Below are 20,848 nucleotides of genomic sequence, written 5' to 3'. Positions count from 1 at the left end.
CTTAATGGATATCGGGATGATTCGAGGCCTGGGCACCGTTGTCGTGATGGTTGCCTTCATCGGCCTGGCGTTGTGGGTGTTCAGCCCCAAGCGCAAGTCGGAGTTTGAAGACGCGACCTTGCTGCCCTTCGCGGATGATCCCGAAGCCATCAAGCACGTCGAGCAAGCTTCTAGGAGTAACAAAGAATGACTACATTCTGGAGTCTGTACGTCACAGTCCTCAGTCTCGGTACGATCTTTTCCCTGACCTGGCTGTTGCTGTCGACCCGCAAGGGCCAGCGCACCGAGCAGACCGACGAGACGGTCGGCCACTCCTTCGACGGGATCGAGGAGTACGACAACCCGCTGCCGAAATGGTGGTTCATGCTGTTCGTGGGCACCATCGTGTTTGCGCTGGGTTATCTGGTGCTGTACCCGGGCCTGGGCAACTGGAAAGGCCTGCTGCCGGGCTACAACTACCTCGATACCGAGAAGCAGACCGCGTTCGCCAACGGCCAGACCGGCTGGACCGGCGTTCACGAGTGGGAAAAGGAAATGGCGCGCTCGGACGCCAAGTTCGGTCCGATCTTCGCCAAGTTCGCCGCCATGCCGATCGAAGAAGTGGCCAAGGATCCGCAAGCCCTGAAGATGGGTGGCCGCCTGTTCGCCTCCAACTGCTCGGTCTGCCACGGTTCCGACGCCAAGGGCGCTTATGGTTTCCCGAACCTGACCGACGCCGACTGGCGCTGGGGCGGCGAGCCGGAAACCATCAAGACCACCATCATGGGCGGTCGTCACGCGGTGATGCCGGCCTGGGCTGAAGTGATCGGTGAGCAAGGCGTGGCCGACGTGGCCGCGTTCGTGCTGACCAATCTGGATGGCCGCAAGCTGCCGGAAGGCACCAAGGCGGATCCGGCCAACGGCCAGAAGCTGTTCGCTGCCAACTGCGTGGCCTGCCACGGTCCGGAAGGTAAAGGTACGCCAGCCATGGGCGCCCCCAACCTGACCCACCCGGCCGCGTTCATCTACGGTTCGAGCTTCGCGCAACTGCAGCAGACCATCCGTTACGGCCGTCAGGGCCAGATGCCTGCTCAGGAACAACTGCAAGGCAACGACAAGGTTCACCTGCTGGCGGCTTATGTTTACAGCCTGTCTCACGGTGAAAAAACACCGGAAGCCGAGGCTCAGTAAGGCCGACGCTTGAAGCGAAAAAAGGCCCCGCCAGTGAGAACTGGCGGGGCCTTTTTGTTTCCTCTCTATTGATTCAAAGAATATTGCCTGCGCCAAGACTGTCCAGGCCCGAAGGTTTGTGTTGTCTGGCCGGCTCCTTCGTCTGCTCTGCAGCGTCGGCCGACTCAAGCGCTGCCAGCGCCGCTTTCAAGTGCGCGGCGGCAACGGAGACGCCCGGAATGGCGCTATTGAGAACGACGTTCAGTGCATCAATTGCTTCCTGAGTAACGCCAAGTGCCTTGAGAGTGCTTTTGTTCATACATTGTCATCCTTGAATAAAGTCCGGTGCTCCGGATAAAACCAATGAAGGCGGTGAACCGGACATTACTCAGGCCGATTGGACCAGATGGACTTCACCGGAACCGAGTGCACAAAACGCGGGTTTTTCCAGTCATTGTTCTCGATCAGGTTGACCTGTAACTGCTTGCGATCACCTGAGAAGCTGGCGGTCAGGTACGTCTGCTGGGACGTTGCGCCGCTGAGAAACATCGGCACCTGACCCATCCAGCGCTTGCCACCCCCTCGCCTATGGTAATGACCTGCAAAGATGGCGGTGACTTGATACTTTTCGACCATGTCCAGAAAGCGTTGCTCCTGTTGCCAGTCTCCCTGCCAGTCATCCCACTTGTGCATGTTGATGATGATCGCGTAACCCTGGGCTCTCGCCACCCTCAAATCGTTTTCCAGCCAGTCCAGTGCGCTGGTGATATTGAAGGTTGTCGGATTCAATGCATGAGCGATCTTCGTGGTGTAGGTGGGTTCATTATTAAGCTGCACAAGGTGAACTTCGCCGATGCTTTTCGAGTAGGCGAGACTGCCCGAATAGCGAACACCCAGAAAAGCCCCCGTCACCTTGAGATCAAAGTTATCCACCTTACCCTTATGATGTTCATTGAACTCGACAACACTGCCCGCCGCACAACTATTGCTGAAACAGTCGTCCACGTTATTCTCATAATCATGATTACCCAAACCATATAGATAATCGTCCTTGAAGTACTTCTGCAGGGCCGACTTCATATACGAGCGCTGCCAACCGTGACCGAAAGCGGTCATGTCACCATTGATCATCAACGGGACTGCCGCCTGCCCCCCGTGGGCATTTCGAAACTCGGCAATACTGCCCAACTGGCTGTCAACCAGCCACTTGGCACGTTTTTCGAAGTCCGCATCGGATTCCGGCTCTCCGCTGTCAGTCTTGTCGGTCCATGGATATTGCGTATCGGACGCGAACACCATATGCCGTGGCATGCCCTCAACGGCATGAGCCAAAGTAACAGAAGAAAACAAACAGACACCCAGCAGAAAACTTACAACTCCATTGAAAGCCATAACCTTGAAACTCCATTTAACTCGAATACGAACTGGCAACTGAATATCGCCAGCCGCAAACATATTCGATTAAACGAAACCTTTCAAAGCACACAACACAGACAATTAAATAAACTTGTTTCAGACATACAACTAACAGAAACCAAAACTTCTTACTTCATCCCTGTTTCTCGAAGTCTGGACAACCGGACAGCAACGAGCCGATTTTCAGCCACGCAGATCACCAGGCAGCGCAACGGCGACGGATCGCCTAGACTCAGTCATAGCCGGGCAAAAAAGGGTAATCCCTTACAAGTCAATTGATTCAAGTCATTACACCATCAATTGATTTTGCCCAACGCGACCAAAGGTCGCACCTGTTCGTCGGCATCACAGGCGTATCATTGCGCCACCGCAACACCCTTTCTGACCCCGGCCGGCACGTATCGACCGAGGCATTTTTCCACTGCCGTGGGATGCAATGATGAGCAACCAGATTCCGGTACACGACGTCACGCCACCCAGCAAGAACGCGAACAACAGCGTCGACCTTTACGCCTCTCGAGAAAAAATCTACACCCGTGCTTTCACCGGCCTGTTCCGCAATCTGCGGATGATGGGTGGAACGGCGCTGTTCCTGCTGTACTTCGGTACGGTGTGGTTGAACTGGGGCGGCCACCAGGCCGTGTGGTGGAACCTGCCGGAGCGCAAGTTCTTCATCTTCGGCGCCACGTTCTGGCCGCAGGATTTCATTCTGCTTTCCGGGCTGCTGATCATCGCGGCGTTCGGCCTGTTCTTCATCACCGTGTATGCCGGCCGGGTCTGGTGCGGCTATACCTGTCCGCAAAGCGTGTGGACATGGATTTTCATGTGGTGCGAAAAGGTCACCGAAGGCGACCGCAACCAGCGCATCAAACTCGACAAGGCGCCGATGAGCGCCAACAAGTTCCTGCGCAAGTTCGCCAAGCACGCCATGTGGCTGCTGATCGGTTTCGTCACCGGCATGACCTTCGTCGGCTATTTCTCGCCGATCCGCGAACTGGTGTTCGACTTCTTCACAGGGCAAGCCGATGGCTGGTCGTATTTCTGGGTCGGCTTCTTCACCCTCGCCACCTACGGCAACGCCGGCTGGCTGCGTGAGCAGGTGTGCATCTACATGTGCCCGTATGCGCGCTTCCAGAGCGTGATGTTCGACAAGGACACCCTGATCGTCTCCTACGACCCGCGTCGCGGCGAAAGCCGTGGCCCGCGCAAGAAAGGCGTCGATTACAAGGCCCAGGGCCTGGGCGATTGCATCGACTGCACCATGTGCGTCCAGGTCTGCCCGACCGGCATCGACATCCGCGACGGCCTGCAGATCGAGTGCATTGGCTGCGCCGCGTGCATCGATGCCTGCGACAGCATCATGGACAAGATGGACTACCCGCGCGGGCTGATCAGCTACACCACCGAACACAACCTGTCCGGGCAGAAAACCCATAAACTGCGTCCGCGCCTGATCGGTTATGCCGTGGTGCTGCTGGCGATGATCAGCTTGCTGGTGACGGCGTTCTTCATGCGTTCGCTGGTCGGTTTCGACGTCAGCAAGGACCGCGTGCTGTACCGCGAAAACGCCGAAGGCCGGATCGAAAACGTCTATAGCCTGAAGATCATGAACAAGGATCAGCGCGACCACACGTATGTGCTGGAAGCCGCCGGTTTGCCGGATCTGCGCCTGCAAGGCAAGCGCGAGATCAAAGTGCCGGCCGGGGAAATCTTCAGCATGCCGGTCGAACTGTCGAGTGCGCCCGAACAACTGCCGTCGAGCACCAACGAGGTGAAATTCATCCTCAAGGATGCCGATGACGACAGCGTCCACGTAGAAGCCAAGAGCCGGTTCATCGGCCCACAGAATCGTTGAGAGAACTGAACATGCCCGCAGCAAACGCCGCAAGCCCCTGGTACAAGCATCTCTGGCCGTGGATCATCATCGGGATTCTGGCCTGCTCGGTGACCCTGACCCTGTCCATGGTGACCATCGCGGTGAACAACCCGGACAACCTGGTCAACGACAACTACTACGAGGCCGGCAAGGGCATCAACCGTTCGCTGGACCGTGAACTGCTGGCGCAGACCCTGAAGATGCGCGCTGCCGTGCACCTGGATGACGTCACCGGCGAAGTCGACCTGCGCCTGAGCGGCGACAGCCAGCCGAAAACCCTGGAACTGAACCTGATCTCGCCGACCCAGCCGGACAAGGATCGCAAGATCGTCCTGGCTCGCAGCGAGACTGAAACCGGTCGGTACATCGGCCAGTTGAGCGACAAGATCGAAGGCCGACGTTTTGTTGAGTTGCTGGGTACTCAGGACGATCACGTGTGGCGGATGTTCGAGGAAGAGCTGGTCAGTCATGACAAGGATTTGTTATTGGGCGACGAGCCGCTGCAGGGTGCTGAAGACCTGAAGAAGTAAGCAGCCTGCAAGTGCCCCCTCTCCCCCTGGAGAGGGAACTGATCTCGGGTGTTTGCAGACTTGATATTCGCCAGTGACGATTGTGCTGACTGAACCCATTTTTCCGGCTCACATCAATCGGCCCCCTCTCCCTCCGGGAGAGGGCTGGGGTGAGGGCAAGCGGACCACTCGATTCCAAGGGTTTATCCCCTCGACAATGCCATGACCACCCCCATCCCCTGCTACCACTGCGCCCTGCCCGCCCCGTCCGGCAGCCGCTTCACCGCTGTCGTGCTCGGGGAATCCCGCGAGTTCTGCTGCCCCGGCTGTCAGGCCGTGGCCGAAGCCATCGTCGCCGGTGGACTGGAAAGCTATTACCAGCACCGCAGCGAAGCCTCGGCCAACCCCGAGACGCTGCCGGTGCAACTGGTGGACGAGCTGGCGCTGTACGACCGCGCCGACGTGCAGCAACCTTTCGTGCGCCACGAAGGTGAGCTGGCGGAAACCACGCTGCTGATGGAAGGCATCAGTTGCGCCGCGTGCGGCTGGCTGATCGAGAAACACCTGCGCACCCTGCCCGCCGTGGCCGAGGCGCGGCTGAACCTGTCCAATCATCGCCTGCATGTGCGCTGGGCTGACGCTCAGTTGCCGCTGAGCCAGATCCTCGGCGAACTGCGCCACATCGGCTACGTCGCGCACCCGTATCAGGCCGACCGCGCCAGCGAACAACTGGCCAGTGAAAACCGCCTGGCCCTGCGCCAGCTCGGTGTTGCCGGGCTACTGTGGTTCCAGGCGATGATGGCGACCATGGCGACATGGCCGGAATTCAACATCGACCTCAGCCCGGAGCTGCACACGATCCTGCGCTGGGTCGCGCTGTTCCTCACCACGCCGATTGTGTTCTACAGCTGCGCGCCGTTTTTCAAAGGGGCCATGCGCGATCTGCGCACTCGTCATCTGACCATGGACGTTTCGGTCTCGCTGGCCATCGGCGCGGCTTATATCGCCGGGATCTGGACCTCGATCACCGGGGTCGGCGAGCTGTATTTCGACGCAGTCGGGATGTTCGCGCTGTTCCTGCTCGCCGGACGCTACCTCGAACGCCGCGCCCGGGAACGCACCGCCGCTGCCACCGCGCAACTGGTCAATCTGTTGCCCGCCTCGTGCCTGCGCCTCGACGACGCCGGCCACAGTGAACGCATCCTGCTCAGCGAGCTGCGTCTTGGCGACCGCGTACTGGTGCAGCCCGGCTCGGTGCTGCCGGCGGACGGCAAGATCCTCGACGGTCAGTCGAGCATCGATGAATCGCTGCTGACCGGCGAATACCTGCCGCAACCGCGCACACCGGGCGATGCCGTCACCGCCGGCACGCTGAACGTAGAAGGTGCGCTGACTGTTGAAGTGCAGGCGCTCGGCCAGGACACGCGGCTGTCGGCCATCGTGCGTTTGCTGGATCGCGCTCAGGCAGAGAAACCACGGCTGGCGGAAATCGCCGACCGCGCCGCTCAATGGTTTCTGTTGCTGTCGTTGATTGCGGCGGCCGCCATCGGCCTGCTGTGGTGGGAACTGGATTCTTCGCGAGCGTTCTGGATCGTTCTGGCGATGCTGGTTGCCACTTGCCCATGCGCATTGTCACTGGCAACGCCGACCGCACTCACCGCCGCCACCGGCACCCTGCACAAACTCGGCCTGCTGTTGACACGCGGCCATGTGCTGGAAGGCCTGAACCAGATCGACACGGTGATTTTCGACAAGACCGGCACCCTCACTGAGGGCCGACTGGTGCTGCGTTCGATCCGTCCGCTCGGCGCCCTCGACAGTGATCGGTGCCTGAGCCTGGCCGCTGCGCTGGAGAACCGTTCGGAACACCCGATTGCCCGGGCCTTCGGCCGGGCGCCGCTGGCCGCCGAAGAGGTTCACAGCACACCGGGGCTCGGGCTTGAAGGCCTGGTCGCAGAACAGCGTTTGCGCATTGGGCAGGCTGATTTTGTCTGTGATCTCAGCGGCACGCCCGTACCATCAATGCCCGACGAACCGGGCCAATGGTTGTTGCTCGGTGACGCTCAGGGACCGTTGGCCTGGTTCGTCCTCGATGATCGTCTGCGCACCGACGCCCCCGCGCTGCTCGCCGCGTGCAAGGCCCGCGGCTGGCGCACGCTGCTGCTGTCGGGTGACAGTTCGCCGATGGTTGCCAGTGTCGCTGCCGAACTGGGCATCGATGAGGCCCGGGGCGGTTTGCGTCCGGACGACAAGCTGCAAGTGCTGCAACAACTGCACAAGGCCGGCCGCAAGGTGTTGATGCTCGGCGACGGGGTCAACGACGTGCCGGTATTGGCTGCCGCGGACATCAGCGTGGCCATGGGCTCGGCCACCGATCTGGCGAAAACCAGTGCCGATGCGGTGCTCCTGTCCAATCGCCTCGACGCGCTGGTACAGGCCTTCACGCTGGCCCGCCGCACCCGTCGGGTGATCATCGAGAACCTGTTGTGGGCCGCGCTGTACAATGGCCTCATGTTGCCGTTCGCCGCCCTCGGCTGGATCACGCCAGTGTGGGCCGCTGTCGGCATGTCGATCAGTTCGCTGACCGTGGTGCTCAACGCCCTGCGCCTGACTCGCCTGCCGAGTGCGCCGGCCGTCAATACCACGTCAGAAACCCGCCCGCTGCCGGCCTGAGCCGCACGGGCATGGAGTACAGATGCCAGCTCTCTACGTGATGATCCCGGCCGCACTGCTGATCGTGGCCATCGCCGTCTACATCTTCTTCTGGGCGGTGGACAGCGGCCAGTACGACGACCTCGACGGTCCGGCCCACAGCATCCTGTTCGACGACCAGGACCCGAACCACACCGCCGCTGTGGACGAAGCCAACCCCGCCAAACCGGACGACAAGGCGCCACCCCATGCTTGAACTGGCGCCGCTGCTGGTGTCTGCGTTGATTCTCGGCCTGCTCGGTGGCGGCCATTGCCTGGGCATGTGCGGCGGCTTGATGGGCGCGCTGACCCTGGCGATTCCCAAGGAACAACGCAGCCGACGCTTTCGATTGCTGCTGGCCTACAACCTCGGACGAATCCTCAGCTATGCCACGGCCGGTCTGCTGATCGGGCTGGCCGGCTGGGCGGTGGCCAACAGTCCCGCCGCGCTGTTCATGCGGGTTTTGGCCGGGTTGCTGCTGATCGCCATGGGCCTGTATCTGGCGGGCTGGTGGAGCGGTCTGACCCGCATCGAAAGCCTGGGTCGCGGACTATGGCGTTACATTCAACCGGTGGCCAACCGCTTGCTGCCGGTGTCGAGCCTGCCCCGCGCCCTGCTGCTTGGCGCACTGTGGGGCTGGCTGCCCTGCGGTCTGGTTTACAGCACATTGCTGTGGTCGGCCAGCCAGGGCAATGCGGTCGACAGCGCATTGTTGATGCTCGCCTTCGGGCTCGGTACCTGGCCGGTGTTGCTCGCCACCGGGCTGGCAGCCGAGCGGGTCACGGCGCTGTTGCGCAAACGCAGCGTGCGCATGGCCGGCGGTCTGCTGGTGATCCTGTTCGGCATCTGGACCCTGCCGGGGCCGCACCAACACTGGTTGATGGGCCATTAAATCGGCGGTGCGACCTTCGCGAGCAGGCTCGCTCCCACATTGATCGAGTGAGCACCAGAAATCCCCCGTGGGAGCGAGCCTGCTCGCGATGGGGCCGCATGACTTATACAAATCCTCCCCGTTGATGCAAATCAAGATGCCTTTTCGCGCTCCCCCCTAGACTCGGCACACTGCCAGCCTATCCGGGGGAATGCCCGCATGCTCGACGCCATTCGTTGGGACACCGATTTGATCCGCCGCTACGACCTGGCGGGGCCGCGCTACACCTCGTACCCGACGGCCGTGCAATTTCACAGTCAGGTCGGCACCTTCGACCTGTTTCACGCCCTGCGCGACAGCCGCAAGGCCCTGCGCCCGCTGTCGCTGTACGTGCACGTGCCGTTCTGCGCGAACATTTGCTACTACTGCGCCTGCAACAAGGTCATCACCAAGGATCGCGGCCGCGCACTGCCGTATCTGCAACGGCTCGAGCAGGAAATCCAGCTGATCGCCTGCCACCTCGACCCGGCGCAGAAAGTCGAGCAACTGCACTTCGGTGGCGGCACGCCGACCTTTCTCAGCCACGATGAATTGCGGCAACTGATGGCGCACCTGCGCAAGCATTTCAATCTGCTGGATGACGACTCCGGCGATTACGGCATCGAGATCGACCCGCGCGAAGCCGACTGGTCGACCATGGGCCTGCTGCGTGAGCTGGGCTTCAACCGGGTCAGTATCGGTCTGCAGGATCTCGACCCGGCGGTGCAGCGGGCGGTCAATCGCCTGCAAAGCCTGGAAGAAACCCGCGCGGTAATCGACGCGGCGCGTACCCTGCAATTTCGCTCGATCAACATCGACCTGATCTACGGTTTGCCCAAACAGACGCCGGACAACTTCGCCCGCACCGTCGAGGAAGTCATCAGCCTGCAACCGGACCGGCTCTCGGTGTTCAACTACGCGCACCTGCCGGAACGCTTCATGCCGCAGCGGCGGATCAACGGCAACGAACTGCCGAGCCCGGCGCAAAAGCTGGAAATGCTGCAACGCACCATCGAACAACTGACTGCTGCCGGCTACCGCTACATCGGCATGGACCACTTCGCCCTGCCCGACGATGAGCTGGCGATTGCCCAGGAAGAATCGACCCTGCAACGCAACTTCCAGGGCTACACCACCCATGGTCATTGCGACCTGATCGGTCTGGGCGTGTCGGCGATCAGTCAGATCGGCGACCTGTACTGTCAGAACAGCAGCGATCTCAATCACTACCAGAACACCCTCGCGGGCGCACAACTGGCCACCAGTCGTGGCTTGGTGTGCAATGCCGACGACCGCCTGCGCCGCGCAGTGATTCAGCAACTGATCTGCAACTTCAGCCTGGATTTCGCCGAGATCGAGCGCAGTTTCAACATCGATTTTCAGGGTTACTTCGGCGCGCTCTGGCCGCAATTACAGGGCATGGCGCAGGACGGGCTGATCGAACTGGATCGCGAGCGCATCACCGTGCTGCCGGCCGGCCGATTGCTGGTGCGTTCGGTGTGCATGGTGTTCGATGCGTACCTGGAACAGCAGAACCGTCAGCGGTTCTCGCGGGTGATTTAACCTTTCATCAGCAAGGCGTTGGTTTTCAGGTTCTGGTCCGAGGTCAGGCCCGACTGGCCGATGACCTTGGCCAGGGACAGGTTGGCGGTGATCAGGCCGTTGTTGAGGGCAGAGATGGCGCCTTTGAGAGCCGAGATTTTCGCGAATCGCTCTTCGCTGGAGAGGGTCTTGCTGGCCATCAGCGCGTTGATCTGGGCGTTCTTCTCGGCGATCTGCTGGCGTAACTTGTGAATCATCTTCAGCAATTGCTGAACGTTTTCCGGCAAACCGCTTTCCTCGATATCACGGTTTTTCCCGCCGGCACCGGCGGATTTTTCAATGGCGACACCGGACAGCGACACTTTGACGCCCTCGACCAAGGTCGGGGTTCCCAATGATGCTTCATCTGTGCCGGCCTTATGGCCGAGGGCGGTCTCTGCACTTTCCGGCAACGACGCAACGCCGTTGTTACCGGGGGGCAGCGTACCAATAGCAGTCATCGAAGCGGTTCCTTGCAAGCCGTCAGATACCTGTTTATCGGCCGTCGTCCCTGCAGCTTTATGCCGTGCAGGCAATCGCTGGCCTGAATGTCCTCCGCTGGGTTACCCTTACGCCTTATGTGTGTTTTCCCACAAGGATTTAAGAAATGTCCGAGCCAGTTAAACTGCGCGCTCATAACCAGGCTAATTGCAAGGATTGCAGCCTGGCCCCTCTCTGCCTGCCACTTTCGCTGAATCTGGAAGACATGGATGCGCTGGACGAAATCGTTAAACGTGGCCGCCCGTTGAAAAAGGGTGAGTTCCTGTTCCGCCAGGGCGACACCTTCGATTCCGTTTATGCAGTACGCTCCGGCGCCCTGAAGACCTTCAGCCTGAGCGACACCGGCGAAGAACAACTGACCGGCTTCCACCTGCCGAGCGAACTGGTCGGCCTGTCCGGCATGGACACCGAGAAACACCCGGTTTCCGCCCAGGCGCTGGAAACCACTTCGGTTTGTGAAATTCCGTTCGAACGCCTCGACGAACTGGCCCTGCAATTGCCGCAGCTGCGCCGTCAGTTGATGCGCGTGATGAGCCGGGAAATCCGCGATGATCAGCAAATGATGTTGCTGCTGTCGAAGAAAACCGCCGACGAGCGCATCGCCACGTTCCTGGTCAACCTGTCTGCACGCTTCCGCGCTCGCGGGTTCTCGGCCAACCAGTTCCGCCTGAGCATGTCGCGCAATGAAATCGGCAACTACCTGGGGCTGGCGGTGGAAACCGTGTCCCGGGTCTTCACCCGCTTCCAGCAGAACGAACTGATCGCCGCCGAAGGCAAGGAAATCCATATCCTCGACCCGATCCAGCTCTGCGCCCTGGCCGGCGGCTCGCTCGAAGTCTGATCTCGCCCCGCGGCCGAGCGTATCGTTTCAGCCGCGGGTATACTGCGCCGTTTGCAGCCCTGCCAGGACACCTCGACGATGGTCTTCGACTCCTTCGACATCAAATCCCTGATCCGCCCTGTGATCGATTTCCCGAAACCGGGCGTGATCTTTCGCGACATCACGCCGCTGTTCCAGTCGCCCAAGGCTTTGCGCCTGGTGATGGACAGCTTCGCCCACCGGTACGTGGAAGCCGACTTCACCCACATCGGCGCGATGGATGCGCGTGGTTTTCTGATCGGTTCGGTGCTGGCCTATCAGTTGAACAAGCCGCTGGTGCTGTTCCGCAAGCAAGGCAAGCTGCCGGCGGACGTGCTGGCCGAAGGTTACGCGACCGAGTACGGCGAAGCGTTTCTGGAAGTGCACGCCGACAGCCTGTGCGAAGGCGATTCGGTGGTGATGTTCGATGATCTGATCGCCACCGGCGGCACGCTGATCGCAGCGGCCAACCTGATCCGCCGCATGGGCGCCCGCGTTCATGAAGCGGCGGCGATCATCGATCTGCCGGAGCTGGGTGGTTCGCAGCGTCTTGAGGACATGGGAATTCCGACGTTCTGCCTGACGCAGTTTGCGTTGACCGACAAGTAAGCGGCGCCTGCCATTACGCCTTCGCGAGCAAGCCCGCTCCCACATTCGACCGTATTCCCCTGATGGAACACGATCGAATGTGGGAGCGGGCTTGCTCGCGAAAGGGCCACCAGCCTCACTGCAAAATCTAAAGTCCCATCTGCTTGCTGATGATCTCGTTCATCACTTCCCGCGTCCCGCCGCCAATCGACAGGATGCGGTTATCCCGATACAGCCGCTCCACCAGACTTTCGCGCATATAACCCAACCCGCCAAGAATCTGCACTGCTTCGGTGGTGATGCGGTCCGAGGTATCCGTGGCGAAGTTTTTGGCCATGGAGATTTCCTTGATCACGCTCTGCCCCGCCGCCATCTTCGCCGCCTGCCGGTAGGTGAACTCCCGTGAGACCTCCAGCGCCGTGGCCATTTCCGCGAGGCGATGCTTGATCACCTGGAACTTGCCGATGGGTTTGCCGAACGCCTCACGCTCCTTCGCCCACTTCAAACTCTCTTCCAGTGCCAGTTGCGCGGTCATGTTGGCCATCAGCGCCAAGGCCAGACGCTCGCTCTGGAAGTTGCCCATGATGCAGGCGAATCCCATGTTTTCAACGCCGATCAGGTTTCCTACAGGCACCCGGCAATCGTCGAAGAACAATTCAGCCGTGTCCGACGCCCACCAGCCCATTTTCTTCAGTTGCCGGCCGACGGTGAAACCGGGTGTGCCCTTCTCGATCAACAACAGGCTGATACCGCCAAAACCGGGCGCGCCGGTACGCACCGCGACGGTGTAGAAGTCGGCGCGCACGCCGCTGGTGATAAAGGTTTTGCTGCCGCTGACCCGGTAATGATCGCCATCGCGTACGGCGCGGGTCTGCAGGTTGGCGACATCGGAACCGCCGCCCGGCTCGGTCACCGCCAGGGCGCTGATCTTCTCGCCACTGAGTACCAGAGGCACGACGCGGTCACGCACTTCGGGCCGGGCCCATTTGACGATCGGCGGCAAACCGATGTCGAGCGAGCCGAGTCCGGCCACCAGCCCGCCGGAGCCACAGCGCATCAGTTCTTCGCTGGCGGCGATCTTGGCGAACAGGTCACCCTCGTGACTGCCGCCCAGTGCTTCGGGATAACCGATGCCGAGGATGCCGGCTGCACCGGCCTTTAGATACAGCTCACGGGGGAAGCTTTCGGCTTCCTCCCACGCATCGATGTCCGGCAGGATCTCGCGCTCGACGAAACGTCTGACGCTGTCGCGGACCATTTGGTGGCTGAGGTCGAAGTATTCCTGGAAGGCGGGCATCGGCGAACTCCATGGAAGGGTTCGCCGAACTTAACCGAGCGCTTGCTTGGTTTTCAACAGGATTGTGGGGTTCAGAGGGAAATCGGCTTGCGCCCGGCAAACGAGTGGGCCAGCGTGCCGCCGTCCACCAGCTCCAGTTCACCGCCCAGCGGCACGCCGTGAGCGATGCGCGAGGCGATCAAACCTTTGTTGTTGAGCAACTGGGCAATGTAGTGCGCAGTGGCTTCACCTTCCACGGTCGGGTTGGTGGCGAGGATGACTTCGGTAAAAGTGCCCGCCTCTTCGATCCGTGCCATCAACTGCGGAATACCGATGGCCTCCGGGCCGAGCCCGTCCAGCGGCGACAGATGCCCCTTGAGCACGAAGTAACGGCCACGGAATCCGGTCTGCTCGACCGCGTAGACATCCATCGGCCCTTCCACCACGCACAACAGCGTGTCGTCACGGCGCGTATCGGCGCATTGCGGGCACAGATCGTCTTCGGTCAGCGTGCGGCACTGGCGGCAGTGTCCGACCCCTTCCATGGCCTGACTCAAGGCCTGGGCCAGGCGCGTGCCGCCGCTGCGGTCACGTTCGAGCAACTGCAACGCCATACGTTGGGCAGTTTTCTGACCCACGCCCGGCAGAATTCGCAGGGCGTCGATCAGTTGGCGAATCAAAGGGCTGAAGCTCATGGGGAAAAAGTCCGACAAAACAACGAGACGCGGTTTATACCCGCGCCTCCGGCCAGCGTCAAATCCTCAGTCCTGGGCGACCTTCACCACCAGTTTGCCGAAGTTGCGCCCCTCCAGCAGCCCGATAAACGCTTGCGGTGCCTGCTCCAGGCCCTCGACCACGTCTTCGCGGAATTTGACCTTGCCATCGCGCACCCACGGCACCATGGCGCTGATGAATTCCGGCTGACGGTCACCGTAATCGTCGAACACAATAAAGCCCTGAATCCGTACGCGCTTGGTCAGCAAGGTGCGTTGCAAGGCAGGCAAGCGATCCGGGCCTTTCGGCGCTTCCATTGCGTTGTAACCGGCAATCAGGCCACACAGAGGGATCCGTGCCTTGGGATTGAGCAGCGGGACGACGGCATCGAAGACATGGCCGCCGACGTTTTCATAGTAGATATCGATGCCTTTCGGGCAGGCTTTGGCCAACTGCTCGGCGAAGTCCGGCGCCTTGTGATCGACACAGGCGTCGAAGCCCAGTTCCTCGACCACGTACTTGCATTTCTCGGCTCCACCAGCCACGCCAACGGCGCGCAGGCCTTTGATCTTGGCGACCTGGCCGACCACCGAGCCCACTGCGCCGGACGCAGCGGCAACCACCAGGGTTTCGCCCTCTTTCGGCTGGCCGATGTCCATCAGTCCCATGTACGCGGTCATGCCGGGCATGCCCAGCACACCGAGCGCCATCGACGGGCTCGGCAGGCCGGACGGGATCGGGATGATGTTGCGGCCGTCGCTGATGCTGTGGCTTTGCCAGCCGGTGGCGCCGACGACCAGATCGCCAGGGTGGAATTTCGGATGACGCGACTGTTCGACCCGGCTGACAGCCCCGCCGGTCATGACCTCGCCGATTTGTACCGGCGCCGCGTAGGACGGCGCATCACTCATGCGTCCGCGCATGTAGGGATCGAGCGACAGGTACAGGGTCTTGAGCAACACCTGGCCGTCTTCAAGGTCAGGCAGCGCCTCACGCTCCAGACGGAAGTTCTCGGGCGTCGGCGCGCCCACCGGCCGCGAGGCCAGCACGAAGCGTTGATTGAGGGTCAGAGGGTCGGACATGTCAGCGTCTCCTGTGAAGGGTGAATTCGAGGGTATAGGAAGCAGACCCTTGGGGCGGTGGGGTGTTCGATGTTTATTCCGGCAAATCGTGTTGACGCTTTCGCGAGCAAGCCCGCTCCCACATTTGAAATGCAATCCCATGTGGGAGCGGGCTTGCTCGCGAAGGCGTCATTACAGCCAACACATCTCTACCGGCCAGAAACAAAAATGCCAGGCGCGATGCCTGGCATTTTTTGTAGCTCATCCAACCCGCCAAGGCGAATCAGAACGGCAGTTTCATACCGGCCGGCAGGTTCATGCCAGCGGTCATGCTGCCCATTTTCGCCTGGCTGTTGGCTTCGATCTGACGCACGGCGGCGTTGACGGCAGCGGCCACCAGATCCTCGACCACTTCGCGGTCATCTTCGTCCAGGCCCGGCAGTACGCTCGGATCGATGCTGACTTTCTTCACGTCATGACGACCGGTCATCACCACGGTGACCAGATCGCCACCGGCTTTGCCGGTGACTTCGGCGTTGGCCAGCTCTTCCTGCATCTTGGCCATTTTTTCCTGCATCTGCTGCGCCTGCTTCATCAGGCCGGCCATGCCACCTTTCATCATGGGAATCACCTCAAAAGTACTTGGATCAAAACAGCGCCCGGCCACACAGGCCGGACGCCCTCAGTTATTAGCCCTGACTGACCAGGGCGTCGACAGGTTCAATAGTATCGTGTCGCACGACCGCACCGAACTGCTGCACCATCTGCTGGATGAACGGATCGCCGTGGATCGATTCCTCCGCCTCGCGCTGACGGTTCGCACGGCGCCGGGACGCGGCCTGGGCCGGGGTTTCCTGCTCGGGCTTGATCAGCTCGATGGTCAGGGTCAGCGTGCGTCCGTGGAACTGGTTCAGCGCATCGTTCAGACGACGCTGCTGGGTGGCGTTGAACAAGGCGCTGTGGGCCGGGTCCAGGTGCATCAGCCAGTTGTCGCCATCGATCGCGATCAGCGTGCAGTTGGCGGCGATGCTACCGGTCATGCCGGAGATCGGCAGTTGCGGGAACAGCTCCAGCCATTGCAGCGCCAGACCGGTGGCCGGCGCGGCGGCAGGTTCCGGCTCGGGCTCCGGCACCGGATCGGCCGCGTGTTCGCTGGCCAGATCGTCGAGGTAACTGTAGGCCGAATCCATGTCCGGCTCGATGTAGTCTTCGTCGAGCGGCGGCTCGTCGTCCATGTCCATGCCCGGCGTGGCGGCATCGACCTCGGCCACTGACGGCTCGGGGATCGGCGCAGCTGCCCATTCAGGGGCATCCGGCACGGCGCTGTCCGGGGTCGGCAGCGGCATCGGCGGCAGGTCCGGTTGTTCGGCGGTGGTTTCCAGCACGGGCTCGACCGCTGGCTGCTGCACAGGCGCCGGCTCTACCGGGTCATTCCATGGCAGATCGACGACTTCTTCGGCGGCGACCGGCTCGGGCTCTGGCTCTGGCTCAGGAACGGGTTCAGGCGCAATCACCGGGGCAACCGGTGCGCGCTCGGGAGCTGGCACAGGTGCAGACACCGGAGCCGGCGCAACAGCCGCAGCAACTACCGGCGCAGGTTTCGGCGCGGCAGCCACTGAGTTTGCGGAATCAACTGTGGCCTGGCTGATTCCCACTGGCTTTAGCGGTTGCCTCGGGGCGTCCGCCGTGTCTGCGGGTCGGAAGGCCAGCATCCGCAGCAGCACCATTTCGAAACCGCCTCGCGGGTCCGGCGCCAGCGGCAAGTCACGACGACCGATCAGGCCCATCTGGTAGTAGAACTGCACGTCTTCGGCCGGCAGGGCCTGGGCCAGTGCCAGCACCCGGTCACGGTCGCCGTGGCCATTGTCGACACCTTCCGGCAACGCCTGGGCGATGGCGACACGGTGCAGCACATTGAGAATTTCCGAGAGCACGCCGTTCCAGTCCGGCCCCTGTTCGGCCAGATGACGCACGGCTTCGAGCAACGCCCTGGCGTCACCCTCGATCAAGGAATGCAGTACGTCATAGACCTGACCATGGTCCAGCGTGCCGAGCATCGCCCGTACGTCGGTGGCCAGAACCTTGCCCTCACCGAAGGCGATGGCCTGGTCGGTCAGGCTCATGGCGTCGCGCATCGAACCATCGGCCGCGCGGCCGAGCAGCCACAGGGCGTCGTCTTCGAACGGTACGTTTTCGGCGGTCAGGACATGCGTCAAATGCTCGACCACACGCTCGGGCGTCATGTTCTTCAAGGAGAACTGCAGGCATCGCGACAAAATCGTTGCCGGAAGTTTCTGCGGGTCGGTGGTCGCCAGGATGAACTTGACGTAGGGCGGCGGCTCTTCGAGGGTTTTGAGCAGCGCATTGAAGGAATGGCTGGAGAGCATGTGCACTTCGTCGATCAGGTAGACCTTGAAGCGCCCGCGGCTCGGGGCGTACTGCACGTTGTCGAGCAGCTCGCGGGTGTCCTCGACCTTGGTCCGGCTCGCGGCGTCGATCTCGATCAGGTCGACGAAGCGGCCTTCATCGATCTCGCGGCACACCGAACACTCGCCGCAGGGGCTTGAAGTGATACCTGTTTCACAGTTCAGGCATTTGGCGATGATCCGCGCAATCGTGGTCTTGCCGACGCCCCGCGTCCCGGTGAACAGGTAGGCGTGGTGCAGGCGCTGGCTGTCCAAGGCATTGATCAGAGCCTTGAGCACATGGGTCTGGCCGACCATTTCGCGGAACGAGCGCGGACGCCATTTACGTGCAAGAACCTGATAACTCATCGAAAACCGTCGCGGCAAAGGAAGCAGAAGCGGCTAATGCTAGCGGAGCAAGGGCAAAATTGCATCCGGTGTGCTCGTCTATTCTGGCTAAGCTGCATGGGCGAGGGCTTTTGTCGGCTCGGGATCGGGAATTACCGGAGCGTTTATGCGGTGGGCCGTGGGGGCATTACTGGGATTGAGCCTGAGCGCGATGGCGTCGCAACCGCCGCTGCGCTTCGTCGTTGCCGACAGCTGGGCGATGCCGATGGTGCAGATCGAACGTGGCCGTCCGACCCAGGGCATCCTCTACGACATGATGCTCAGCCTGGCGACCCAGGTCGGCGTGCCGGCGCAATTTCACGTCCTGCCCCGCGCCCGGGTGCAGAACGCCATGGAACACGGCGAAGTCGACGTGCGCTGCTATGCCGCACAATCCTGGTTGCCGAACCTGTCCGGCGATTACATCTGGAGCATCCCGCTGTTCTTCCAGCGCGACCTGCTGATCAGTCGTCAGGGATTGCCGACCCAGTCCGACCCGGCCGACCTTCCCCGTCAGTCGATCGGCACCGTGCTCGGTTACAGCTACCCCACGCTTCAGCCACTGTTCGACGCCGACCGGTTATGGCGCGAAGATGCGCGCAATCAGGAACAGGTCCTGGACAAGCTGCTGGCTGGCCGTTACCGCTACGCCGTGAGCAATCAATGGACCCTGGACTGGTTCAACCAGCGCCTGCTGCCGGGACAGCAGCTGCAAGCGGTGGCGGTGTTGCAGGAGCAGCAGGTCGGCTGCTATGTGCGCAATGATCCGAATGTGCCGGTGCAGCGGATATTGAGGACGTTGCTGCGGATGAAAATGTCGGGGGAGATTGATGACATTATTCGGTTGTATACCGGCAGCGCGGGTGGCGAACCGTGAGCCAGACCATCAATGCCCCGCCGTATCGCGGAATTTCTGGTATTCGTGATACTCGACCCACGCAACCACATCGTACGGCACATAGAGCTTCAGCCTGGCGCGGGAGATGGCGATGTACACGGCGCAGATCCGCTGATCGAACGCGTAGGCATCCTTGAATTTCTCGTTTGTCAGCAGGCCGGGGGTCAGCAGCACTTTGTCGAACTCCATGCCACCCGCCTCCTCCGCCAGCATCAGCAGGCAACTGTTGCCGGCGTTGTCGATCATTCGGTTCAGGCGCGTCAGATCGGCAATCATGAAGCCGTTTTCCAGCTTGGCCTTGACCCGCAAAAACGACTCGTCGAACTGATTGGCGTCGCACACGGCTTGCCAGTCGGGCAGGTCGCTGAAGTACGGGTGCACGCCATTTTCGCTGAATTCGGAGCGGTAGAACTCCGGCTTGAACCGTTCGATGGCCGTGGCCATGAAATGCTTCAGATCATCCTGAGTTCGCTTGTCGGAGAATCTGAACTTGCAGCTGGAATCGTGCAGGTGGATGGCCCAGATCATGGTGTCCCAGGGCGATGCCGTCAGCACGACGCTACCTTCGGATGGCACGAAACCTTCCGGATATTCCTTGATGACGACGTCAGCATCACTGGCGCCTTCGAACGGAATCTTGCCCTTCTGCGAGTGCCGGGCGATCAGCGGATTGACCAGCCGTTCGACGTTGCGGCCCGAGCGCACGGAATAGCTGATATCGCTTTGGCGAACCTCACGCTGGCGTTTGACCGGCACGCCGCTGGCCTGTTGGTACTCGTCGCCGAGGGTGATCAACACTTGGCGGCCACGTTCGATGATCTGTAACAGTGACCCGGGAATGTCCTGACTCTCGTCGATCAGCACGTGCGTGTAGCGTGATGACACCGCGCAGCCGGCAATGCAGGCCCGCTTGATCATCAGTAACGCTTCGAACCCGGTCTGACTGCCCCATGCCGGATTGAGCTCAAGGTAGCCCCACACCCGGCTCGAATACTCCAACAGAACCTGAGCATCCACGCTCGAGAGCGGCTGGTTGAAATGCGGTAGATGCTTAGCGGAAAAAGTGTGGTCGCGGAAACGGCAGTAGCGCTCGATCACTTTGAGGCAGAGCTCAAGGGTCGCCTGCCCGTCGTAGTGGCGAAAACCGTAGATGTTCAGTTCCTGTGCCAGCGCCTGCCGACTCGGGACTCGAGCTGCCCCCTCGGCCTGAAGCCTGCGACCGAGCATCAGCGACTGTGCAAATGCCAGAAAGGTCTTGCCGGCCTTCTTCTCGCTTGACCCCACCATGCGCTGGCGAAGGACTTCCAGCTTGGCCGGAGTGCGCGCCAGCAACAGGGTCTTTTCCGGGCGAAGATGTTCCAGCAGCGCCACCAGCAGATGGCTTTTGCCGATTCCTGCATAGCCTTGAACGTGCAGGTCTTCGTCCAGATTGGCGCGGAAGGTTCTGACCAGTTTGTCCTGGGCCGGGCTCAACCAGCGCTCACGGTGCCGGGGCGTCACTATCGGCTGGCTGAACGGGTCATGACGGCGATGGCGCCGAACCTTGTATTCGAAATCCCATTGACCATCGGGCAACAAATAGTCGCGTGCGGACACTTCTTCGCAAAGCAGAAAACGCAGGTTCAGAGGTTTGAGGACCTTCAGGCCGAAATACAATTTGCGCGGGTCGAACAGTCGCTGCGCCTCGGACAGCAGACCGGCAGTCGATGACTGACGTTTTTCGACAGCCCAGGACAAGAGCTTGGCCAGAATCTTCTCTGCCGCAGCTGCACCGAGATCCTGCTCTGACGTCTGCACCAGATTCTGGATGACCAGCACTGCCGCCAACTCGGGATCGGTCAGGGCTTCGAGGGCTTTGGTGCCACTCGCCTGCAACAGGTTCGCGCAGGTTTCATCCGTGACGGGCAAGAACACAGGGCTGGATAGATCGGAATGTTCCGGGAGCATAAAACCTCGCGGCCAGGGCGCAGACCTTGCTGGGTCGATCCTGGCCAGACTCTTCATTTATTTCGGTGGCTGCGAGTAT

Annotated in this window: 20 protein-coding genes; 11 read left to right on the top strand and 9 right to left on the bottom strand. The window is 61.1% G+C overall.

The features are described 5' to 3' along the window. The first annotated feature begins 4 nt into the window (after positions 1-4). On the top strand, positions 5-190 hold the full coding sequence (locus tag ACSPX5_RS04300) for a CcoQ/FixQ family Cbb3-type cytochrome c oxidase assembly chaperone (RefSeq protein ID WP_003175465.1): 186 nt from the start codon (positions 5-7) through the stop codon (positions 188-190). Next, on the top strand, positions 187-1,170 hold the full coding sequence (ccoP, locus tag ACSPX5_RS04295; protein ID WP_439821000.1) for a cytochrome-c oxidase, cbb3-type subunit III: 984 nt from the start codon (positions 187-189) through the stop codon (positions 1,168-1,170). The genes ACSPX5_RS04300 and ccoP overlap by 4 nt, the downstream gene beginning before the upstream one ends. 73 nt (positions 1,171-1,243) lie before the next feature. Here ccoP and ACSPX5_RS04290 read toward each other — a convergent pair whose 3' ends face one another. Together ACSPX5_RS04290 and ACSPX5_RS04285 are read right to left on the bottom strand one after the other, a co-directional pair. Further along, positions 1,244-1,468, bottom strand: coding sequence for a hypothetical protein (locus ACSPX5_RS04290; RefSeq protein ID WP_439820999.1), 225 nt, complete (start codon positions 1,466-1,468; stop codon positions 1,244-1,246). 65 nt (positions 1,469-1,533) lie between these two features. Continuing rightward, a complete protein-coding gene (locus ACSPX5_RS04285; protein ID WP_439820998.1) occupies positions 1,534-2,541 on the bottom strand; it encodes a metallophosphoesterase family protein in 1,008 nt (335 codons plus the stop codon). Positions 2,542-3,004: 463 nt separating this feature from the next. Between ACSPX5_RS04285 and ccoG the strand changes: the two genes are divergently transcribed. From ccoG to hemN, 6 genes are all read left to right on the top strand, one after another. Continuing rightward, positions 3,005-4,420, top strand: a complete 1,416-nt coding sequence (gene ccoG / locus ACSPX5_RS04280; RefSeq protein WP_169429590.1) for a cytochrome c oxidase accessory protein CcoG — start codon at positions 3,005-3,007, stop codon at positions 4,418-4,420. An 11-nt stretch (positions 4,421-4,431) separates the two neighbouring features. Further along, complete coding sequence (locus ACSPX5_RS04275) at positions 4,432-4,971, top strand: FixH family protein (RefSeq protein ID WP_169429589.1); 540 nt, start codon at positions 4,432-4,434, stop codon at positions 4,969-4,971. A gap of 201 nt (positions 4,972-5,172) precedes the next feature. Beyond that, positions 5,173-7,623, top strand: coding sequence for a heavy metal translocating P-type ATPase (locus ACSPX5_RS04270; protein WP_439820997.1), 2,451 nt, complete (start codon positions 5,173-5,175; stop codon positions 7,621-7,623). Positions 7,624-7,645: 22 nt separating this feature from the next. Then, positions 7,646-7,858 carry a cbb3-type cytochrome oxidase assembly protein CcoS gene (gene ccoS / locus ACSPX5_RS04265; RefSeq protein WP_007951659.1) on the top strand — a complete coding sequence of 71 codons (213 nt, stop codon included), beginning with the start codon at positions 7,646-7,648 and terminating at the stop codon, positions 7,856-7,858. After that, complete coding sequence (locus ACSPX5_RS04260; RefSeq protein WP_169429587.1) at positions 7,851-8,534, top strand: sulfite exporter TauE/SafE family protein; 684 nt, start codon at positions 7,851-7,853, stop codon at positions 8,532-8,534. The genes ccoS and ACSPX5_RS04260 overlap by 8 nt, the downstream gene beginning before the upstream one ends. Before the next feature lie 198 nt (positions 8,535-8,732). Continuing rightward, positions 8,733-10,115 carry an oxygen-independent coproporphyrinogen III oxidase gene (gene hemN, locus ACSPX5_RS04255; protein WP_011333280.1) on the top strand — a complete coding sequence of 461 codons (1,383 nt, stop codon included), beginning with the start codon at positions 8,733-8,735 and terminating at the stop codon, positions 10,113-10,115. Here hemN and ACSPX5_RS04250 read toward each other — a convergent pair. Continuing rightward, positions 10,112-10,594: a hypothetical protein gene (locus ACSPX5_RS04250; protein WP_439820996.1), complete on the bottom strand. Its 483-nt coding sequence runs from the start codon at positions 10,592-10,594 to the stop codon at positions 10,112-10,114. The genes hemN and ACSPX5_RS04250 overlap by 4 nt on opposite strands. Positions 10,595-10,740: 146 nt before the next feature. On the opposite strand from ACSPX5_RS04250, the gene fnr reads away from it, so the two are divergent. Continuing rightward, positions 10,741-11,475 carry a fumarate/nitrate reduction transcriptional regulator Fnr gene (gene fnr, locus ACSPX5_RS04245; protein WP_007951654.1) on the top strand — a complete coding sequence of 245 codons (735 nt, stop codon included), beginning with the start codon at positions 10,741-10,743 and terminating at the stop codon, positions 11,473-11,475. Between the two features lie 78 nt (positions 11,476-11,553). Then, the gene (locus ACSPX5_RS04240; protein ID WP_003223345.1) at positions 11,554-12,102 is read left to right on the top strand and encodes an adenine phosphoribosyltransferase; all 549 of its coding nucleotides are present in this window, start codon (positions 11,554-11,556) and stop codon (positions 12,100-12,102) included. Between the two features lie 127 nt (positions 12,103-12,229). Here the strand turns inward: ACSPX5_RS04240 and ACSPX5_RS04235 are convergent, their stop codons facing one another. The 5 genes from ACSPX5_RS04235 to dnaX form a co-directional block, all read right to left on the bottom strand. Then, entirely contained in the window at positions 12,230-13,378 is a 1,149-nt protein-coding gene (locus ACSPX5_RS04235; protein ID WP_439820995.1) for an acyl-CoA dehydrogenase family protein, read from the bottom strand. 71 nt (positions 13,379-13,449) lie between these two features. Continuing rightward, a complete protein-coding gene (recR, locus tag ACSPX5_RS04230) occupies positions 13,450-14,052 on the bottom strand; it encodes a recombination mediator RecR (RefSeq protein ID WP_085711931.1) in 603 nt (200 codons plus the stop codon). A 66-nt stretch (positions 14,053-14,118) separates the two neighbouring features. Next, on the bottom strand, positions 14,119-15,153 hold the full coding sequence (locus tag ACSPX5_RS04225) for an NADP-dependent oxidoreductase (protein ID WP_323161659.1): 1,035 nt from the start codon (positions 15,151-15,153) through the stop codon (positions 14,119-14,121). Positions 15,154-15,415: 262 nt separating this feature from the next. After that, positions 15,416-15,754, bottom strand: a complete 339-nt coding sequence (locus ACSPX5_RS04220; RefSeq protein ID WP_007951650.1) for a YbaB/EbfC family nucleoid-associated protein — start codon at positions 15,752-15,754, stop codon at positions 15,416-15,418. Between the two features lie 67 nt (positions 15,755-15,821). Beyond that, on the bottom strand, positions 15,822-17,906 hold the full coding sequence (gene dnaX / locus ACSPX5_RS04215) for a DNA polymerase III subunit gamma/tau (RefSeq protein WP_323161658.1): 2,085 nt from the start codon (positions 17,904-17,906) through the stop codon (positions 15,822-15,824). Positions 17,907-18,051: 145 nt separating this feature from the next. On the opposite strand from dnaX, the gene ACSPX5_RS04210 reads away from it, so the two are divergent. After that, positions 18,052-18,801, top strand: coding sequence for a substrate-binding periplasmic protein (locus tag ACSPX5_RS04210; protein WP_169429581.1), 750 nt, complete (start codon positions 18,052-18,054; stop codon positions 18,799-18,801). A 9-nt stretch (positions 18,802-18,810) separates the two neighbouring features. On the opposite strand, the gene ACSPX5_RS04205 is transcribed toward ACSPX5_RS04210, so the two are convergent. Next, positions 18,811-20,769, bottom strand: coding sequence for a hypothetical protein (locus ACSPX5_RS04205; protein ID WP_439820994.1), 1,959 nt, complete (start codon positions 20,767-20,769; stop codon positions 18,811-18,813). Between the last annotated feature and the right edge of the window lie 79 nt (positions 20,770-20,848).

The sequence above is a fragment of the Pseudomonas sp. HLG18 genome, assembly GCF_051903985.1.
GTDB lineage: Bacteria > Pseudomonadota > Gammaproteobacteria > Pseudomonadales > Pseudomonadaceae > Aquipseudomonas > Aquipseudomonas fluorescens_BT.
Note: the sequence above shows the minus strand (reverse complement) of the source record. Positions and strands in the feature narration are given on the sequence as shown.

Excerpts from the sequence above, each read along its gene's own strand:
- hemN (WP_011333280.1), top strand. The coding sequence starts at position 8,733 with ATGCTCGACGCCATTCGTTGGGACACCGATTTGATCCGCCGCTACGAC.
- ACSPX5_RS04205 (WP_439820994.1), bottom strand. The coding sequence starts at position 20,769 with ATGCTCCCGGAACATTCCGATCTATCCAGCCCTGTGTTCTTGCCCGTC.
- ACSPX5_RS04220 (WP_007951650.1), bottom strand. The coding sequence starts at position 15,754 with ATGATGAAAGGTGGCATGGCCGGCCTGATGAAGCAGGCGCAGCAGATG.
- ccoP (WP_439821000.1), top strand. The coding sequence starts at position 187 with ATGACTACATTCTGGAGTCTGTACGTCACAGTCCTCAGTCTCGGTACG.
- ccoS (WP_007951659.1), top strand. The coding sequence starts at position 7,646 with ATGCCAGCTCTCTACGTGATGATCCCGGCCGCACTGCTGATCGTGGCC.
- ACSPX5_RS04235 (WP_439820995.1), bottom strand. The coding sequence starts at position 13,378 with ATGCCCGCCTTCCAGGAATACTTCGACCTCAGCCACCAAATGGTCCGC.
- ACSPX5_RS04225 (WP_323161659.1), bottom strand. The coding sequence starts at position 15,153 with ATGTCCGACCCTCTGACCCTCAATCAACGCTTCGTGCTGGCCTCGCGG.
- ACSPX5_RS04285 (WP_439820998.1), bottom strand. The coding sequence starts at position 2,541 with ATGGCTTTCAATGGAGTTGTAAGTTTTCTGCTGGGTGTCTGTTTGTTT.
- ACSPX5_RS04260 (WP_169429587.1), top strand. The coding sequence starts at position 7,851 with ATGCTTGAACTGGCGCCGCTGCTGGTGTCTGCGTTGATTCTCGGCCTG.
- ACSPX5_RS04250 (WP_439820996.1), bottom strand. The coding sequence starts at position 10,594 with ATGACTGCTATTGGTACGCTGCCCCCCGGTAACAACGGCGTTGCGTCG.
- ccoG (WP_169429590.1), top strand. The coding sequence starts at position 3,005 with ATGAGCAACCAGATTCCGGTACACGACGTCACGCCACCCAGCAAGAAC.
- ACSPX5_RS04275 (WP_169429589.1), top strand. The coding sequence starts at position 4,432 with ATGCCCGCAGCAAACGCCGCAAGCCCCTGGTACAAGCATCTCTGGCCG.
- ACSPX5_RS04240 (WP_003223345.1), top strand. The coding sequence starts at position 11,554 with ATGGTCTTCGACTCCTTCGACATCAAATCCCTGATCCGCCCTGTGATC.
- recR (WP_085711931.1), bottom strand. The coding sequence starts at position 14,052 with ATGAGCTTCAGCCCTTTGATTCGCCAACTGATCGACGCCCTGCGAATT.
- ACSPX5_RS04270 (WP_439820997.1), top strand. The coding sequence starts at position 5,173 with ATGACCACCCCCATCCCCTGCTACCACTGCGCCCTGCCCGCCCCGTCC.
- fnr (WP_007951654.1), top strand. The coding sequence starts at position 10,741 with ATGTCCGAGCCAGTTAAACTGCGCGCTCATAACCAGGCTAATTGCAAG.
- ACSPX5_RS04300 (WP_003175465.1), top strand. The coding sequence starts at position 5 with ATGGATATCGGGATGATTCGAGGCCTGGGCACCGTTGTCGTGATGGTT.
- ACSPX5_RS04290 (WP_439820999.1), bottom strand. The coding sequence starts at position 1,468 with ATGAACAAAAGCACTCTCAAGGCACTTGGCGTTACTCAGGAAGCAATT.
- dnaX (WP_323161658.1), bottom strand. The coding sequence starts at position 17,906 with ATGAGTTATCAGGTTCTTGCACGTAAATGGCGTCCGCGCTCGTTCCGC.
- ACSPX5_RS04210 (WP_169429581.1), top strand. The coding sequence starts at position 18,052 with ATGCGGTGGGCCGTGGGGGCATTACTGGGATTGAGCCTGAGCGCGATG.